Source organism: Epilithonimonas caeni DSM 17710, assembly GCF_000426465.1.
Classification (GTDB): Bacteria; Bacteroidota; Bacteroidia; order Flavobacteriales; family Weeksellaceae; genus Epilithonimonas; species Epilithonimonas caeni.
The window spans coordinates 138,523-156,801 of record NZ_AUFK01000014.1 but is presented as its reverse complement, the minus strand read 5'-3'; the positions used below and the strand labels follow the sequence as shown (position 1 = coordinate 156,801).

At 35.4% G+C, this 18,279-nt stretch carries 16 protein-coding genes; 12 read left to right on the top strand and 4 right to left on the bottom strand.

The features are described 5' to 3' along the window. Window positions 1-42 precede the first annotated feature (42 nt). On the bottom strand, window positions 43-2,820 hold the full coding sequence (locus K319_RS0108875; RefSeq protein WP_027383342.1) for a bifunctional aconitate hydratase 2/2-methylisocitrate dehydratase: 2,778 nt from the start codon (window positions 2,818-2,820) through the stop codon (window positions 43-45). Between the two features lie 310 nt (window positions 2,821-3,130). Between K319_RS0108875 and K319_RS21915 the strand changes: the two genes are divergently transcribed. From K319_RS21915 to K319_RS0108815, 12 genes are all read left to right on the top strand, one after another. Continuing rightward, complete coding sequence (locus K319_RS21915; RefSeq protein WP_051230552.1) at window positions 3,131-3,553, top strand: DUF2752 domain-containing protein; 423 nt, start codon at window positions 3,131-3,133, stop codon at window positions 3,551-3,553. Window positions 3,554-3,568: 15 nt separating this feature from the next. Beyond that, on the top strand, window positions 3,569-4,237 hold the full coding sequence (locus K319_RS20070; RefSeq protein ID WP_034671607.1) for a WG repeat-containing protein: 669 nt from the start codon (window positions 3,569-3,571) through the stop codon (window positions 4,235-4,237). Window positions 4,238-4,475: 238 nt separating this feature from the next. After that, window positions 4,476-6,581 carry a TonB-dependent receptor gene (locus tag K319_RS0108860; RefSeq protein WP_027383341.1) on the top strand — a complete coding sequence of 702 codons (2,106 nt, stop codon included), beginning with the start codon at window positions 4,476-4,478 and terminating at the stop codon, window positions 6,579-6,581. A gap of 156 nt (window positions 6,582-6,737) precedes the next feature. Next, window positions 6,738-7,406, top strand: coding sequence for a T9SS type A sorting domain-containing protein (locus tag K319_RS0108855; protein WP_027383340.1), 669 nt, complete (start codon window positions 6,738-6,740; stop codon window positions 7,404-7,406). Between the two features lie 92 nt (window positions 7,407-7,498). Then, on the top strand, window positions 7,499-8,179 hold the full coding sequence (locus tag K319_RS0108850) for an HU domain-containing protein (protein WP_027383339.1): 681 nt from the start codon (window positions 7,499-7,501) through the stop codon (window positions 8,177-8,179). Continuing rightward, window positions 8,151-8,672, top strand: coding sequence for an acyl-CoA thioesterase (locus K319_RS0108845; RefSeq protein ID WP_027383338.1), 522 nt, complete (start codon window positions 8,151-8,153; stop codon window positions 8,670-8,672). The genes K319_RS0108850 and K319_RS0108845 overlap by 29 nt, the downstream gene beginning before the upstream one ends. Window positions 8,673-8,761: 89 nt before the next feature. Beyond that, entirely contained in the window at window positions 8,762-9,694 is a 933-nt protein-coding gene (locus K319_RS0108840; protein WP_027383337.1) for a 2-hydroxyacid dehydrogenase, read from the top strand. Between the two features lie 100 nt (window positions 9,695-9,794). Continuing rightward, window positions 9,795-11,054: a serine hydrolase domain-containing protein gene (locus K319_RS0108835; RefSeq protein ID WP_027383336.1), complete on the top strand. Its 1,260-nt coding sequence runs from the start codon at window positions 9,795-9,797 to the stop codon at window positions 11,052-11,054. Window positions 11,055-11,497: 443 nt separating this feature from the next. After that, window positions 11,498-12,016, top strand: coding sequence for a sigma-70 family RNA polymerase sigma factor (locus K319_RS0108830; RefSeq protein WP_027383335.1), 519 nt, complete (start codon window positions 11,498-11,500; stop codon window positions 12,014-12,016). Further along, a complete protein-coding gene (locus tag K319_RS0108825) occupies window positions 11,982-12,683 on the top strand; it encodes a hypothetical protein (protein WP_027383334.1) in 702 nt (233 codons plus the stop codon). Before K319_RS0108830 ends, K319_RS0108825 begins: the two co-directional genes overlap by 35 nt. Window positions 12,684-12,785: 102 nt before the next feature. After that, entirely contained in the window at window positions 12,786-14,138 is a 1,353-nt protein-coding gene (locus K319_RS21005; protein ID WP_051230550.1) for a DUF4252 domain-containing protein, read from the top strand. Between the two features lie 4 nt (window positions 14,139-14,142). Next, entirely contained in the window at window positions 14,143-14,667 is a 525-nt protein-coding gene (locus K319_RS0108815) for a DUF4252 domain-containing protein (protein WP_027383333.1), read from the top strand. Between the two features lie 51 nt (window positions 14,668-14,718). On the opposite strand, the gene K319_RS0108810 is transcribed toward K319_RS0108815, so the two are convergent. From K319_RS0108810 to K319_RS0108800, 3 genes are all read right to left on the bottom strand, one after another. Continuing rightward, window positions 14,719-15,174: a YciI family protein gene (locus tag K319_RS0108810; RefSeq protein WP_027383332.1), complete on the bottom strand. Its 456-nt coding sequence runs from the start codon at window positions 15,172-15,174 to the stop codon at window positions 14,719-14,721. A gap of 60 nt (window positions 15,175-15,234) precedes the next feature. After that, a complete protein-coding gene (locus K319_RS0108805; RefSeq protein ID WP_027383331.1) occupies window positions 15,235-16,440 on the bottom strand; it encodes an NAD(P)/FAD-dependent oxidoreductase in 1,206 nt (401 codons plus the stop codon). Between the two features lie 142 nt (window positions 16,441-16,582). Beyond that, a complete protein-coding gene (locus tag K319_RS0108800; protein ID WP_027383330.1) occupies window positions 16,583-18,271 on the bottom strand; it encodes a T9SS type A sorting domain-containing protein in 1,689 nt (562 codons plus the stop codon). Window positions 18,272-18,279: the final 8 nt, after the last annotated feature.

The following is an 18,279-nucleotide window of genomic DNA, read 5'->3' as shown; positions in this document are numbered from 1 at the left end:
TCAATTATTTAAAAAGTCTTTCGACTTTAGTTTTAAAATCAATTAATGACCAACGGTAACCAATTCTTTGATAGATGGAACGAAAGTCGTCAAGTCGATTCCTTCAACAGCTTCTTTGTATTCTTCAATACTTGGGATTCTACCAATAATTGCAGAAAGTACAACTACAGGAGTTGATGCCAATAAAGATTCTCCTTTTTTGCGTTCAGAATCTTCCACAACTCTTCCCTGGAAAAGACGGGTAGAAGTTGCCAAAACAGTATCTCCTTTTTCAGCTTTTTCCTGGTTCCCCATACAAAGGTTACAGCCAGGACGCTCAAGATACATCATATTTTCATATTGAGTACGGGCTTCGCCTTTCGGAGCAGCATCGTTGAATTCGAAACCTGAATATTTTTCTAATAATTCCCAGTCACCTTCAGCCTTCAACTCATCAATGATATTATAAGTAGGAGCCGCTACAACCAATGGGGCCTGGAATTCCACTTTACCATTTTGTTTTTCAAGGTTTCTCAACATTTGAGAAACGATTTTGAGATCGCCTTTGTGAACCATACAGGAACCTACGAAACCAAGGTCAACTTTTTTCTCGCCTCCGTAATATGTGAGGTCTCTGATGGTGTCGTGCGTATATCTTTTGGATACATCGTCGTTGTTTACATCAGGGTCAGCGATCATTGGCTCGACGATTTGGTCCAGGTCAACAACCACTTCTGCATAATATTTAGCATTCGCGTCCGGAGTTAAAGCAGGTTTGTCGCCAGTTCTGATTTCCTCGATTCTTTTGTTTGCTTTGTTGATCAGGCCTTGAAGAACGTGGTTTTTGTTATCCATTCCTTTGTCGATCATAATCTGGATTCTGCTTTTTGCAATTTCCAGTGATTCAATCAAAGTATCGTCTTCAGAAATACAGATAGAAGCTTTAGCTTTCATTTCTGCAGTCCAGTCTGTGAAAGTAAATGCCTGGTCAGCCGGAAGTGTTCCGATGTGAACCTCGATAATTCTTCCCTGGAAAACGTTTTCTCCGTCAAACTGCTTCAGCATCTGAGCCTGAGTAGCGTGAACCACATCACGGAAATCCATATGCTCCTTCATATTTCCTTTGAAAGTCACTTTCACCGATTCAGGGATCGGCATTGAAGCTTCACCCGTTGCCAAAGCTAGAGCTACCGTTCCGGAATCCGCTCCGAAAGCAACACCTTTGGACATTCTCGTGTGAGAGTCGCCTCCGATGATAATGGCCCATTCGTCTACCGTAATATCGTTAAGAACTTTGTGAATAACGTCTGTCATGGCGTGATATTCACCTTTCGGGTCACGCGCTGTGATCACTCCGAAATCGTTCATGAATTTCATTAATTTAGGAATATTGGCCTGAGCTTTTTTATCCCAAACAGAAGCTGTGTGACATCCTGACTGATAAGCACCGTCAACAATTGGAGAAATCACGGTTGCGGCCATGGATTCCAATTCCTGAGCGGTCATTAAACCAGTCGTATCCTGAGAACCGACAATGTTTACTTCTACACGGACGTCTGAGCCTGCATGTAACAATTTGCCTTCAGGAACACCTACTGCGTTTCTGTTGAAAATCTTTTCCACCGCAGTCAAGCCTTGTCCTTCAATGGAAATTTCTTTTGAAGGTGCAAAAACTGTTGGAGCAGTAATTCCTAAAGTTTTAGCCGCAAACGTCTGGATTTTTTTACCAAAAACGATGGCATAAGAACCACCAGCTCTGATGAATTCTAATTTTTGAGGCGTAAAAGATTTTGAAATATCTTTTAGCTCTTTATCGCCATTGTATAATTTTTTCTCTTTCGTATTGATTGTCAAGACCGTTCCTGTCGCAACAGAATATTTTTCCTCCAAAACAATGTCACCGTTTTCATTACGGATCGGGTTTCCGTTTTCGTCCACTTTTTTCACCCAGTTTTGAAGGTCGATTCCGATACCTCCGGTTACATCAACCGTAGTCAGGAAAATAGGAGAAATTCCGTTTGTTCCGGCAACAATCGGAGCGATGTTTACAAAAGGTACGTAAGGGCTTGCTTGTTTCCCCGTCCAAAGTGCAACGTTGTTTACACCTGACATACGAGAAGAACCAACTCCCATTGTCCCTTTTTCTGCGATAAGCATTACGCTTGCGTCAGGATGTTGGGCTTGAAGCATTTTGATCTCATCTTGCGCTTCCGGTGTAATCATACATTTACCATGCAACTCTCTGTCTGAACGAGAGTGTGCCTGATTCCCAGGAGAAAGCAAATCGGTAGAAATATCACCCTCACCAGCGATGAAAGTTACTACTTTGATTTCTTCTGCAACTTCAGGAAGTTTGGTAAAAAACTCTGCTTTTGCATAGCTTTCCAAGATATCTTTAGCGATCACATTGCCAGATTCGTAGGCTTCTTTCAAACGAGCCGTATCAGCATCATATAAGTAAACCTGAGTTTTCAGAACTTCAGCAGCCTGTTTTGCAATATTTTCATTGTAGCCTAAAGCTAAATCAAGTAAAACTTCAATTGAAGGTCCCCCTTTCATATGGGACAATAATTCGAAGGCAAAGGTTGGGGTAATTTCAGCAACTACAGATTCACCAAGAATTATTTCCTTTAAAAACTTAGCCTTTACACCTGCAGCGCTTGTTGTACCGGGTAATGTATTATAAATAAAAAATTTAAGAGAATCAGCTCTGTATTCGTTATTCGTGTCTTTGATTTGTGAAATGATCTCGCTTAATAGATCAGCGCTGTCAATTGGTTTAGGGTGAAGCCCTTGATTTTTTCTTTCTTCAATCTCTTGGATGTAATCCTGATAATTCATAATAATAGAAGTCTTTTCATTCTTTAATTTAAATAGATTTGCAAACTGTCTTTGGTGCTTTGAAGTCCAAAAATCCCGCAAAGTCTATACGCTACTGGATAGTTTTCTGATTTTAATTTAAATAAAATATTATTCTATCGTGGAAATTTAATTTCTCGTTAAATTCGCCCAAATTTACGAAATTTTAAGCTTTTTTAAGAATGGAATAATTTAGATTGAAAATAAATTAGATATGTTTTATCTATATTTTATATTTTTACCATAATAATTTCTATTTTGAAAATCAAAATAGTCTCAAAAATATATTATCTTGAAAGTCAAATCATTAATTAAGAGTAGAAAAAAGTCAATTGTAATTTTTGTCTTTTTTTTAGCTTTGATTTGCATCTATTATTTTTTTGATCCGACGAAATATTCATTCTTTTTAAAATGTCCTTTAAAAACAATTACAGGCTATGAGTGTGCGGGCTGCGGTGTTCAGAGAGCTTTTCATTCTTTGTTGCATTTCAGATTCCTAGAGGCTTTTAAGTACAATCCTTTGTTGGTTATTTCAATTTCTGTCTTGGTATTCGTTTTGCTTATCAATTTTGCTAAGAGGTATTATAATTTGAAAATCACACGTGATAATTATATATTTAATAAAAAAAGCATCATTTTAATATTAATAATAGTTTTTGTATTTTCGCTGCTTAGAAACTCTGATTATTATAAAGCGGTAATCGAATATCTTTAAACACAAACAACATCGATGAAAAAAAAATTAAGCTTAATCTTTATAAGCTGGTTCTTTCTGTCTGGTTCTCAGATGAAGGAAGACCAGATTCCTGCACTTATTCCCCAAGCAATAGATCAAAGATTCGGATATGTAGATCAGAGTGGGCGATTTGTCATTTTACCTGAGTATCATATTGCTATGTTCTTCTCGGAGGATTGTAATCTGCTGAATTCACCGAATAAAAGTGTTGCAGTTTTCGGCACCTCGGACTATGCCACTGTGGAAAAAGACGAGGTGTCATACAGAATAGATAAAAAAGGAAACAGGGTCTATCAATACAAACTGTCCGATCTGGGGAGGTGTGTTTCGTCCTATCATTCATCTATTTACAAAGCCTTTGCGCTCAATGGAAGTTATGGTTTGGTGAGCAAAGAGGATGTGGACATCAGTGGGTACAAAGATTTTGATATTTATCCTCAGTATCAGATGCTTTATGTTTTACAGGGCGATATTGAGGATCCGATGATCGTAGCTGTGAAAAATGATAAATTTGGTATTGTGGATAAGAATAATAAAACAATCATCCCTTTTATCTATGAGGATATAAAAACTAATTTATCGTGGAAAACAGCTAATCTTTTCGAGGTTTCCAAGGATGGGAAAACGTATTTTTTTATCGACAGAAATAATAATGCGTATTAATTAAAAAAGATGTAATTTCGCAGTCAGAAATTTAAGGGGTGCTGTAACAAGCTGAGATTATACCCAATGAACCTAGAACAGATAATGCTGTTTAGGGAAACGATTTTTAATGAATAATTAAAAATTGAAAAAATTAATAAAAATGTAATTTCCGGAGATTATAAATTATTGATTTTTCATTGCTAATTCTTTTTGCCCCTTTTATTCCAATAAATTTTAACAACAAAAATTTAAACGAATGAAAGGATTTATTTTTTTAGGGGTATTCATTGCTCCATTTTATCTTTCACAAACTGTTCAGGATTCTGCACAAATTACTTCTATTCCTGCAGTCGAATTCACAAAAAGAACACCGGTTGCAAAATCGATCATCAATGTCGAAAAAGATCTGGCAGACAAGAATCTCGGGCAAGATCTGCCGATTCTTCTGAAAAATCAGATGTCCGTTGTTTCCACTTCTGATGCTGGAAATGGAGTAGGTTATACAGGACTTAGGATCAGGGGGACCGCAGGGACGAGTATCAATGTGATGTTGAACGGAGTTCCTTATAATGATTCCGAATCTCAAGGAACGTTCTTTGTGAATGTTCCGGATCTCACGAGCTCCGCTTCACAGATTGTAATTCAAAGAGGTGTTGGAACATCTTCAAACGGAGTTTCGGCGTTCGGCGCAAGTGTGAACGTGATTTCGAAAGACCCGTCTGACGAATTCTCTGTAAAAACGGATGACTCCTACGGCTCTTTCAATACTTACAAATATTCTGCTGAGGTCAACTCCGGGAAATTCTGGAACAATCGCTTGTCTGTAATGGGAAGATATACTTACATCCATTCTGATGGATATATCGATAGAGCATTTTCAAAGCTTCATTCTTATAACTTTTCTGCTTTGTTCCAGGAAAAAAATACGGAGTTGAGATTTTTAGCTTTTGGAGGAAAGGAGAAAACTTATCAAGCTTGGAATGGCGTTGACAAAGAGACTTGGGAAACTAATCCAAGATTCAACTATTCTGGAGCAATTTATGATTCCAATTGGGAAAATATCACAGGATATTATAATAATGAAACCGATAACTACAGACAAAATCATTATCAGCTATTATGGAATCAGAAATTTTCTGATAATTGGAAATTAGAGACAACAGCCCACTATACCAAAGGAAAGGGTTATTATGAAAATTATAAACAAGGTGACCCTTTTGCAAGATATAATTTGCCAAATCAAATTGTTGGAGGAAGCGAAGAAGAATATTCGGATTTCATTAGAAAGAAGTGGCTGGATAACGATTTTTATGGTGTGATCTCTACATTGTACGGAGATTTAGGTAATTTGAGCCTTAATGTTGGGGCGGTTGCGAATCAATATTACGGAAGACATTTTGGAAATGTTACAGGAGTTTTTATTCCGGAAATCAATGAGTTTGAATATTACAGAAATCGTTCCGTTAAAAATGAAGTCTCTGGTTTTGCAAAAGCAATTTACAAACTGAATCAATTTGAGTTCTTTGGAGATCTGCAATTGAGAAATATCGATTATGATACAAAAGTAATCCAGCAAGGTGATGATGAGGGTGTGGATCTTGACAAGAAATGGACTTTTTTCAACCCGAAAGCTGGTGTTAATTTTAATATAGAAAATGGAAAAGTTTTTGTTTCGTATGCTAATGCACATCGTGAACCAAACAGAGATGATCTTTTCGCCAATCCGGAAACAAAAGCCGAAACACTTCACGATTTTGAAGCAGGTTGGGAACAGCAGATCGGAAAAGTTGCTTTGACCGCGAATGCTTATTATATGTACTACAAAAACCAGTTGGTTTTGAATGGACAAGTCAATAATGTGGGAGCTTTTATTAGAACCAATAGCGGGAAAAGTTATAGACTCGGTCTGGAATTAGGAGTTCTGTCAAAGATCACAAAAGATTTACAGGTTTCTGCTAATGCAACTTTCAGTGATAACAAAAACAAAGATTTTTATTTTGAGTCAGAATCAGGAATTCAAAATTTGGGAAATACGGAAATCTCTTTTTCACCAAGTTTCCTTGCCAATGGAAATGTTCTCTATTCGCCATTCAAAAATTTCAATCTGGGAATTACAGCTCAATATGTTGGTAAACAATATCTGGATAACACAGGCGATAAAGTGAATCAGTTGGATGCATATTTTGTTCCTGATTTTAATATGTCATATAAGTTACCACTTAGGAAACAAGATGTGACTTTGAGGTTCTTGTTAAATAATTTCACCGATACTAAGTATGTCAACAACGGTTTTAGTGGACCGTATTACTTCGCACAAGCCGGAATTAACTTCCTTTTTGGGGTTTCTTTAAAACTGAAATAAAAATTTTTGATTTGATAATCAATTGGTTGTGAATTTTTAAGGTCTATTTTGTAATTTTTTTATTGTTAACTTAAAATTAATATTAGATTTACAACAATTTCAAGTACGTGTATAATGTACATTGAAATTGTATATAGACCTTAAAAATTTACATTTATGAAAAAAATCTATTCATTAATGCTTGCCGCATTGGCAGGTGTTACACTTTCTGCGCAGCTTACCTATACCGTATCGAACGGTGTTTACAATCTTACTTACGGCAAATCAGGCGATTGGAGTTTCTATGATCCACAAAGCCAGCCCACGTTCTACGTTCACGTCTGGTCTGCTCAATCTGATGGTGATAATAATCAAGGAAACTTTGATGATGCCTGGTCAAACTCCAACACCACAATGACCTGGGACAACACAGAAGGTGCTTATGTTGGAACTATCAATTTAAACACAAAACTATTTACAAATTCCAACAATACGATGCCTCAGGGGACAGTAGTTCAAAGAATTGGAGTTGTTTTCAAAAACAAATCAAACGGAGCTGATTTCCAATCTGGAGATAGAGACTTGGAGGGGCCAACGACGCTTACTGCAATGGCCGTTTCAGAAACCAGCGGAAAAACAAAATCTCAAGTAGCAGCGGGTAAATTATTCACTTCTGCAAAAGGAGATCTGGACTTGACTGTTTATGATTTCGGAGGGAAAGTAATAAAGACCTTAAAAGTAAATGCAGATGGAAATCCTATAGAGTTGAATCTCTCTCAAAAAGGGCTGTATCTGATGAGGATTTCCGGCAACAACGTTTCAGAGGTTGTAAAGTTTGCGTATTAACACATCAATTAATTCATATCAAATCAAAAGGTTGCTGTAAAAGCAGCCTTTTATATTTTCTATAACATCAAAAATTATGTAGTTTTGTGGCGATGAATCTTGAATATCTTTTATATCAATATCTTCTGAAGCATAATAGGGCAGAAGTTCCGGGATTTGGAGTTTTCGGACTTACAAAGGAATCTGCTAAAATAGATGCTGAGAATTCTATTATTATTCCACCGAAAGAGACGATTGCTTTTGAATATGATCTCTCCGCATATGATAGTCAACTGGCTAAATTTATTGCAGAAGAAATCGATTCCGATATTTCCATCGTACAGATGGATTTGAAATCCGAAGTTGCAAAATGGTTTCAGAAATTGCAGGCAGATAATTTCCTCGACTTGGAAAATCTTGGCCAATTTCAGTTAGATGGACAAAATAAAGTAGTTAGGATAACAGATAGTAATTCTGATGTTTTTGGGTTTGAAGAAGTTGATTTGCAACAGCTTAAAACTTTGAGATCAAAAAAAACGCCAACAGAAGAAAATTATACTTTTAATAAGGGTGTGATCTGGGCTTTTATTGGTGTCGTGATTGTTGGTTGTGCAACACTTTTTTTCTTTGGTGACCAAGAGCTCATATTTGGAAAGTCATCCCAAATTCCTACAAAAAAGATCATCAAAAAAGCAGAACCTAAAAAAACAGTGGCAATACCTAAAATAGATTCCACAAAAATAGATAGTATAAAACCAACAACGAATGCAAAAATCCAAAAAACCAATAGATAGCCTAACGGTAATGACGAACATCGTCTTGCCCAACGAAACCAATTCATTAAGAAATCTTTTCGGAGGCGAACTGTTGTCAAGAATGGACAGAGCAGCTTCTATATCCGCAACCAGACATTGTGAAAGAAGAGTTGTAACGGCTTCTGTAAATCACGTTTCCTTCAATCATCCGATTCCAGAAGGCGGAATTGTGGTTTTAGAATCCAAAGTTTCCCGTGCATTTTCTACATCTATGGAAATCTACGTGGATGTTTGGCTGGATGATCCGATCAATCAGACAAAAATACAAACTAATGAAGGGATTTATACATTCGTAGCAGTGGATGAGTTCAATCGTCCAATCCCGATCCCAAAAATAGAACCGGAAACAGAACTTGAGATCATTCGCTTCGATGCGGCACTCAGAAGAAAAGAATTATCTCTGATCCTTTCCGGAAGAATGAAGCCAGCGGATTCTGTAGAACTCAAAAAGTTATTTCTGGGAACTGATTAATTTTAAAATATAAATTAAGAACGGGCTTTATTAAAGCTCGTTTTTTAATTTTGTACAATCATTTATTCTAAAAATATAAAGTCATTCTAATGAAAATCCTTCAACTCGATAAAAATCATCCTTTAATTTCTGAACAGCTTACCGCAAAAGGTTTTTTTGTAGAAGAAGACCATGTTTCTACTTATGATGAGGTTTTGGAAAAAATTCAAGATTATGAAGGAATTATCATCAGAAGCCGAATTCCATTAGATAAAAATTTTTTAACAAAAGCTTCTCATCTCAAATTCATTGCGAGAGTAGGGGCAGGAATGGAAAACATAGATATTGAAACGGCGGAGGATCTTGGAATTAAATTAATTAATTCTCCCGAAGGCAACCGGGATTCTGTTGCGGAACACGTTGTCGGGATGTTGTTGATTCTGATGAACCGATTATTCATTGCATCAAATGAAGTGAAAAACGGAATCTGGAAACGCGAAGAAAATCGAGGCGACGAATTATTAGGTAAAACTTTCGGAATTATCGGCTACGGAAATATGGGAAAAGCTACTGCGAAAAGACTCTCTGGTTTCGGTGTTGAGGTTATTTTCCACGATATTTTGCCAAATCTTTCCGATGAATTCGCAACGGAGGTTTCTTTGGGAGAACTGCAAAAAAGAGCGGATATTTTAAGTCTTCACATTCCTCTGACTACGGAAACACATTATTTGATTGATGAGAGTTTCATTTCAAAAATGGAAAAGAATTTCTATTTTGTAAACACGGCTCGTGGGAAAAATTTAAAAACTAAAGCTTTAGTAGAAGCTATCGAATCTGGAAAAGTTTTAGGTGCTTGTCTGGATGTTCTGGAGTACGAAAAGTCTTCTTTTGAAAATCTTGAAACAGAAAATCAGGATTTGAAATATTTATTAAATTCTGATAAAGTGATCGTTACACCGCATATTGGTGGCTGGACCATTCAAAGTAAAATCAAATTGGCCCAGTTTATTGTCGATAAGATTCTCGCAGATTTCAAAAATTAAGTCTCGAAAAATTTCTCCACATTTAACATTTCTTAAGATAATTACTTTCGGTCAAAATTTCATTTTAGTTAACTTGCGAGTCCTTAGAAGTTGGCAAAGAATGAATTTCAGAAAAGTAATTACGATAAGTTTAGCGGTTGTATGTATTAGTTCTTGTAAAAAGAAAGAAGAACAGATTAATGAAAATTACGAATCTAAACTTCCCAATTACGGCAACGTAGATTTAACCAAAGTTTTCACACCACAAGAATCTACACTTTCCAATGAATCTACGATTCTTCCTCAAATCAACAATTATTATCAAAAAATCTGGGAACAAGGCGACCTGAGCGGCGGAATTCTCGTTGCAAAAGGAGACAAGGTCATTTTCGAGAAGTATAGGGGATTTGGAAGAGAAGGTAAGCAAATGCCCATCGATGCCAATACACCGCTTCACGTAGCCTCGGTCAGCAAGACGATGACGGCAATGGCAGTTCTGAAATTGATAGAAGCAGGAAAACTGAAAATGGAAGATGATCTGACCAAGTTTTTCCCAAAGTTCCCCTATAAAGATATTACCGTTTTCAGTCTGTTGTCACAAAGAAGCGGACTTCCGAAATATGAACACTTTGACCAGGGCATAAAACCTGCTCCGGAAGAACTTAAAAAAGACTTCATTACGAATCAGGATGTTCTGGATATGCTCATCAAATACCAGCCGGCTTTGGCGAGGATGTCCAACACTGGATTTATGTATTGCAACACAAACTTTGCTTTGTTGGCACTGATTGTTGAGAAAGTTACGGCAACACCTTTTCCGGAAGCGATGCAGGAGATTGTTTTCAAACCGTTGAAGATGAGTCATACCTATATTTTTCAGAAAAAGGATATTCCTACAGCCTCGCAATCGTTCTTTAGTGGTTACAGATTGTATCCTTTGGACAAACTGGATTTGATTTATGGTGACAAAAACGTTTACACAACGCCAAGGGATTTGCTTAATTTTTCCATTGCATTATATTCCAAAGATTTTCTGAAACCAGAGTTGGAAAACAAAATATTCGAACCGTATAGCAATGAGAAAAAAGGAATCAATAATTACGGTTTAGGATTCCGGATGAAGGAATTTGATAATGGCGAGAAACTGACTTATCATAATGGTTGGTGGCACGGGACCAATTCAGTCTTTGCGCATCTTCTGAAATCGAAGGTTACGGTTATCGCGATTGGAAATAAATATTCGCAAAGAGTTTATTCAGCCTTGTCATTATCAGGGTTGTTTGAAGATTTCCCCTTCGAAATGGAAAAATTCAACAAAACAATGAATCCTAAAGGAGCCGGCGAAAAAGATTCTGCATCTGCAGGAAATGGGGAATTGTAGAATTATTTGACTAAGTCGAATCATTTTGTTAGGATTGGGCGCCTTTATCCGCCTGTAGTTTATCCTGAGCTTGTCGAAGGGCTCCCAATCTTTTTTGCAGAGATTTTTCAGTTTATATAGAACTCGAAGGTTGGCAAAAATGATTTCCGCTCAAGTCGGGCGCAGATTCAGCGTAAAAGAACATTAGTCATTCAATACAATCTTGTCATTCCTTAGGGATTTCAGCAGTTTAGATTCCTAAGGAATGACAAAGCAACGTGAAAAAACTAAAATTATTATAAAAAATAATAAATTGATTATCAGAACTTTAATAATTATTAAAGTTCTTTTTTTATTTTTGATGTAATAATTGTTACATTACAAATGTCTTACTTTTAAACAACCAAGAATTGATAAGGTTTCAAAACTGAAAACTTTGAACCTCAAAACATTAAACTGGATCTATGACTCAAGAAAACTTTAAACAAACGGTATTTATTCTCAAGGATGAGATGTATCGTTTTGCGAAAAAGTTTTTGATGAGCGCAGACGAGGCCGAAGATGTGGTAATGGATCTGATGATGAAGTTCTGGCAAAAGAAAGATGAATTAGCGGTTGTAGAAAATCTGAAAAGTTTTGCCCTGCGAAGTGTAAAAAATGAATGTCTTAACCGTCTAAAACATCACGATGTGAAACTCGGATTTGCAAGCCAGACAAGACATCAATCAGAACTTTATCAGATAGAAACCAATAATATGAGGGAGCAGATCTTGGGATTTATCAACCAGCTGCCCGAGAAACAAAAAATGGTCATTCACTTGAAAGATGTCGAGGAATATGAGATCTCGGAGATCTCGGAAATGATGGAGATGGAAGAAAATGCAGTCAGGGTCAACCTGATGAGAGCCAGACAAAAAGTGAAAGAATCGATTAACAAACTTTATGCGTATGAAAACCGACAGATACAAGGATTGGGAATCTAAATTCTTCGAAGGCGAAGAGTTGACGCCGGAAGAGGAATTGTTCCTGAAAAATGAAAGCGATAATCCATATTTTTCTTTTCTACAAGAAGAGAAACAGGAGAAACTAGATATAAGCTTCGAGGATTTTTTAAAGAAAACAGAGGAGGCAAAAATAGTTGCGCTTCCAATTGTGAAAAGAAAATCTTATACACAATATTGGATGGCGGCGAGTTTAGTTTTATTAATGGGAATCGGTGGATTTTGGATGTTTAACGATCCGGGGGATATTGAACCTCAAATTGTGAAACATACAGAAACTCCTAAGAAGGTTGAAGCTCCAAAAGTTTCCCCAGTTGAAAAAGTTTCAAATCAAAAATCAGTTTTGGCTCAACAAAATGTTGAGAAGAAAAATACGGTTGAAACTCAGAAATCAAAAACTCAATTCGCTTATCATAAACCAGAACAAATTAAATCAGATAATCAAAACCAAGATAAAGTAAACTCAGATTCGGAGTATGATCCCAATTATGTTATCATCAATGGAAAACCAATCTACAACGAACAGGAAGCTATTGCTGTGACAGAGGATACTTTTAATTATTTTGCAAGTAACGTTACCCAAACCATAAATCACGCAGAGTCTGCTCAAAGTCAATCATTAGACTTTTACAGGATTCTTAATTTTTAAATATTAATTAATCAAAATGAAATCGCTTTTGAAGGATATTCCGAAAATAGTACTAAATAAAATGGCGATCGCATAAGACCTTAGACAAATTATAAATTACTTATGAAAAAAATATCAATATTAATCGTATTATTTCTTCTCTCGACGAATATTTTCGGGCAGACAGAAGAACTCAATAAGCTTTTTGATAAATATCAGGACACAGAAGGTGTGACCTCTATTAAGATTGCTAAACCTATGTTCAAATTATTGAATAATCTAAAAATCGATAATGAAGAACTTAGTAAGATTCAACCGCTTTTAGGAAAAGTTAATGGACTTAAAATGCTGGTTCTTGAAAAGCCGAGAGTATCTATGAATCCGGACGAAGTTGACCAAAAAATCTTATCACAGACCGGAAGAATCGAAAAGGAAATTACCAATTCTCTCAAAAATATGAAGTATGAAGAATTAGTAAGCGTGAACAATCGTGATGCTAAAATCAAGTTTATGGCTCAAGATATCACAGCGAATGTTATGGATAATCTGATTCTCAATATCAATTCAGAAGAGAGTTCTGTTCTGATGATGTTGGATGGGAAAATCTCTATGGATGATGTAAATAGACTGATGGAGCAAACTCAAAACGTAACCTCTATTAATCCTGCAAAAACAATCACTTCATCCACATTTTCTAAAAACAGTACATCCACTCATACTATAACCAATGGTTCGGGAACAACAACTTTTACCACCACGGATAATGCTGGTACGTCCAATGTTGGAAGTGAGAGAAATGTTCCTGCATTTAATGGGATAGAAACATCTTCGGGAGTGGAGGTGGAGTTCAGCCAAAGTCCAAAACAAAGTGTGGTTGTAAAAGTAGAGCCGGAAAAACAACAATATGTAATTACAGAGGTTGAAAATGGTGTTCTGAAAATTTTCGTAAGAAACAAAGGTGTTAAGAATTTAAGATTCAATGAATTAAAAGTCATTGTTTCGGGTCCGAAATTATCAAAGTTGATTACTAAATCTGGTTCTACCTTCAAAGCGGTTACACCAGTTAACGAGAATACTTTTGCGGCAAGCTGTTCATCTGGGTCGCAGGTTTCGGGAAGCTTTAAAGTTTCTACAAACACGGCATTGGATGTTTCTTCCGGTGTAAGTGTGAAGATGAATCTGGAGACCAGATCTCTGGCTTTGGAAGCAAGCAGCGGAAGTTCTATCAAATTATCAGGAAAAGCAGATTCGGGAGTTTACAGCGCAAGCAGTGGGAGTTCTATCTCAGCAGGAGATTTCGTAACAAAATCTGCAGTTGTGGATGCGTCTTCCGGAGCAAGTGTGAAAATCAATACAACAGAAAGTTTAACAGCAAGTGCAACATCAGCAGCGTCTGTACAATACAAAGGAAATCCTTCTAAAGTGACAAAATCTGCCAACGAAATGACGGGCTCAACTATTAACTCAATAAACTAAAATTATGTTAAGATTTATATACATTATCATTTTGACGATTGTCGGCTTCTTTCTACAATCGTGTATGGTTTCTCAGAAAAAAGTTCACACCGATTTTTTTGATAATCCGGGATTCAAGGAAAGTTCGACTTTTGTAAGTATCAATGTTCCGACTTTTTTGGCAAAGTCTTATGTGAAGCAGGCTTTGAAAGAAGATGGTGAAAGTCAGGAAGTGATAGACTTGGTGAAGAAAATCAGCGATGTAAAAGTCTTGATTGTTGAAAGTTCCAAAACACCAGTTAAAGCAGAATTCCAAAAATACCTTACCAATAATAACTACGAAGAATGGATGTCTGTAAAACAGCAAGGTCAGGTTGTAAGTATCAATGCGCAACAGACCAACGACATTATCAAAAGAATGATCATTACTGTGAATGATGATAATGACCAGAGTATTTTTGTAGATGTAAAAGGGAAATTCACACCGGATGATGTTTCAAAGATCATCAATGCGACCGAAAAAAATCAAATCAAAATTCATAGAAACTAAATTTTTCAATTAACCACTATTTTGTAGTGGTTTTTGTGTTTTGGAGAATTTTTAGAAATGAACTTTGGTGACCTTATCGTGGGATTTCAAATAGAGCGGAAGTGCAGCGGAACCATACCATTTATAAATTTCAACATCAAAAATTCCTGATTTTACAGAAGGGTCGGTCAAAACTAAACTTTCAGCCTCTTCTTTTGTTTTCGCATCCAGAATGAAAATTCCTGAATAATTTTTATCATTTTTCTCAGCCATTGGTCCTGCAACAATCAGTTTTCCATCTTTTGCCAGTTTGTTGATGTTTTCCATATGACCTTTCATCAATTCTGATTTCCTGGCTTTATCATTGATTTCAGCTTTTCCTTTTTTGAGAATAACTAAATAATAGGATTTCATCCCATATTGGTCGGCTCCGAGAGAATCTGCTAATTTTTGGTCAAAGTCTTTATTCTGAGCATTGATGAATGAAAAAAATAAGACTAATGACAGAATTGTAAATAGTGATTTCATTTGTTTAAGTTTATTCCAAATTTAGAATAAAAAATGAAATCCCAGATTCTCATAAGACAATTATCTTCGAAACCTGAAATATTTGGTCAACTCGTGTTTTTTGCCTTTTAGAAAATCAGAAGTCATTTCCATCCCGATCACCGAAAATGTAATTCCATTTCCCCCAAACCCTAAAACAAAATAGGCGCTTGGAAAATCCGGATGTTCGCCGATGTAGGGTAATCCGTCTTTGGTTTCTCCGAAAGTTCCGGCCCAGACAAAGTCAGTTCGGAAATCGTTTTCAGGAAGATATTTATCAAGTTTTTTGACCAGTTTTTTTTCCTTTTCGTGAAGCAAAGAATCCCTTTTATGGGCATTGACAAATTCCTCATCTTCACCACCAATCAGAATCCGTTTGTCGTCAGTGGTTCGCATATAGATGTATGGTTCGGCGGTATTCCATACCAATAAATTGTTAAGTTCCGTATGTTTTTTTTCATTTTGTTCGCCAACGATAGCGTAAGTCGAAAGCAGATCTACAAAGTCGTCTTTGATGATCTCTGTACTTTCGAAACCGTTGCAGAAGATTACTTTTTTAGCTTTGATTGTATTTCCGTAATCAGTGGTTGCCGTAACTCCGTTTTTCTTATAATCGAATTTGATAATGTCGGTTTTATCAAAAACTTGTAATCCTTTTTTGTAGTTGTAATGCAAAATGTCGTGAGCAAGGCAAAAAGCATCAATACTTCCGCCTTGTTCAGATAAGATTCCACCAAAAGTATTATCGATTTTAAATTTTTTACTGATTTCTTCGGCTGAAAGCCATTTTACAGGAAACTTCGCTGCTTTTCTAGCTTCGAATTCCTTTTTCAAATCTGGAACATCCTTTTTGAGTGCCGCAAAATAGAGCGATTGTTTTTTCTTGAAACCACAATCCGATTTCACTTCTTTCGCAATTTTCTGCAAATCATCAATAGAATTATAACACGCCCAATAAGATTTTTCCGCACCTTCTTTCCCGATCATTTCTGAGAGTTCAAATAATGGAACATCAATCTCATATTGCAGCATAGAAGTTGTAGCGCTTGTGCTTCCGTTCCCGATTTCCCGACGGTCAATTAAAACAGTTTTGTAGCCGTCTTTTATCATTTGATGAGCGAGAAGAGAACCGGTGATTCCGCCACCGACAATTAATATTTCAGTTTCGATATCTTCTCGAAGTGAAGGATAAGAATGTTTCAGTCCGTCTTTGACGAGCCAGAATGGTTCGGGAGATTTTAGTTTCATATGAGTATTTAGTTATTTTTAAATGTCATATGTAATCGCAAAGCGATTTCATAGTTTTTTTGATTTGATTGTTGTTGCTAATCAAAAAGTAAACCGTGAATTTTGGTAATAAAAAAACCGCAGAAATTTCTGCGGTTTGATTTTATTTTTTAATGAATTTTGAAGTCAAATTATTTTTGTCGGTTTTTATTTTTATATAATAAATTCCATTAATTAATTTTCTAACATCAATTTGGTTGTTTAATTTGTATTCTGCGGTGACTTTTCTTCCTGTGGAGTCATAAATATCAATATTGTTTATTTTTTCTTTTGTAATGATGTTTATAAAATCAGAGGTTGGATTAGGATAAATATTAATGCTGATTTTATTGACTTCGTCAGTTTTTAGAACTTCTTCTTCTAGAACAGCAATATAATAATTGTCTCCACCTAAACTATTAATTGGGTGGTTTTTGATAGAAATTGCAGATGTATTGCCACTCAATAAAATGTTTCCATTCGGCACAATTGATATTTTCTGATTATTATCTTGAAATGAATTTTGTACCAATGGTTCAAAAAAATCAACTACTCCATTTGAATAGACTTTTAAGACATTAGAACTGTAAGATGGCAATGAATATTCTTTATCCTGAATATGTACTTTATCAAACCATCTACCATAGATGTAGGTATTCCCGTTTTTATCCACGTCAAACGAATTATAATCATAAGTTCCAGATGTGAAAATAGGTAATGTCCCTAAAACTTGTCCCTCTTTTGTAATCTTTGAGATAGAATTTGCGAGAGTTTTATTAGAATAAGGATTAGAATAAAAATTATTGTCAAGTCCAATAAAAATTGGACTTTGAGAACCTATAACTTCATAAGTAATGAAATTATTACCATCATATTTAACATCTATTGGCCAACTATATTTATAAGTTCCAGCAGGTATACTTTCATAAAAATTTTTACCAAAAATAGGTTCGCCATTTTGATTAAATTTAATCATAAAGAAATTAAAATAATCATCATTCCCCATAATCTGAATATTTCCGAAATTATAAATTTTATTTGTATGCTCATCTATTGGTTCATAAAAAATATACATTTCGTTATTCTCATCAAATAAAATAGTTCCTATATAAGCGTCTAAATCTTTATATGATTTTACATATTCAACATTTCCTGTTTCTCCATTAAGTTTAGCAATAAAGCTTTTTATAGAACCTAAAGAGGTGTTGTCAAAAATCACTTCTGTTCCTGTCTGTTCCTGTGGCATCTGTTGATAATACCAAATGATAATATCTCCGTTCTGGTCATATGAACATTGTAATTTTGCAGAAAAGTTTGCGGGATTTATTATAGTTTTTTTCCATTTTAATTTTCCATTACTAGATAATTTTATGATTTCGTGGCTAAAGTTGTTTAAGGGTGTTGATATATCGTCACTATCATAAAAAAAACTATCAGCTGAAGTTCTGATTCCATAAATCATTTCTCCGTTAGGTCTAATGTCAATATTATGGTCTGAGTTTGAGTATGAAGAGGATTCTAAATCTGAAGAAACCAGCATTGAACTCCAAGCGATGATTCCGCTAGGATTTAATTTGGCAAATACACTTGCTTTATTATTTCCAATATTTAAACTTTTATTAAAGAAATTCAGTTGTCCTGAAACTATAGTATTCGAGTAAATATTACCATTTGTGTCCGTTTTTATAAAATTTGGAGTTATTTTTCCTTGTGTATTTGTATTAACCTGTAGAAGATTTTTTAAATTTAAATTTTCTTGAGAATAAAAGTTATAAAAAGAGAATAATAAAAATAAGAGATAAAGTTTTTTCATAGAAAATT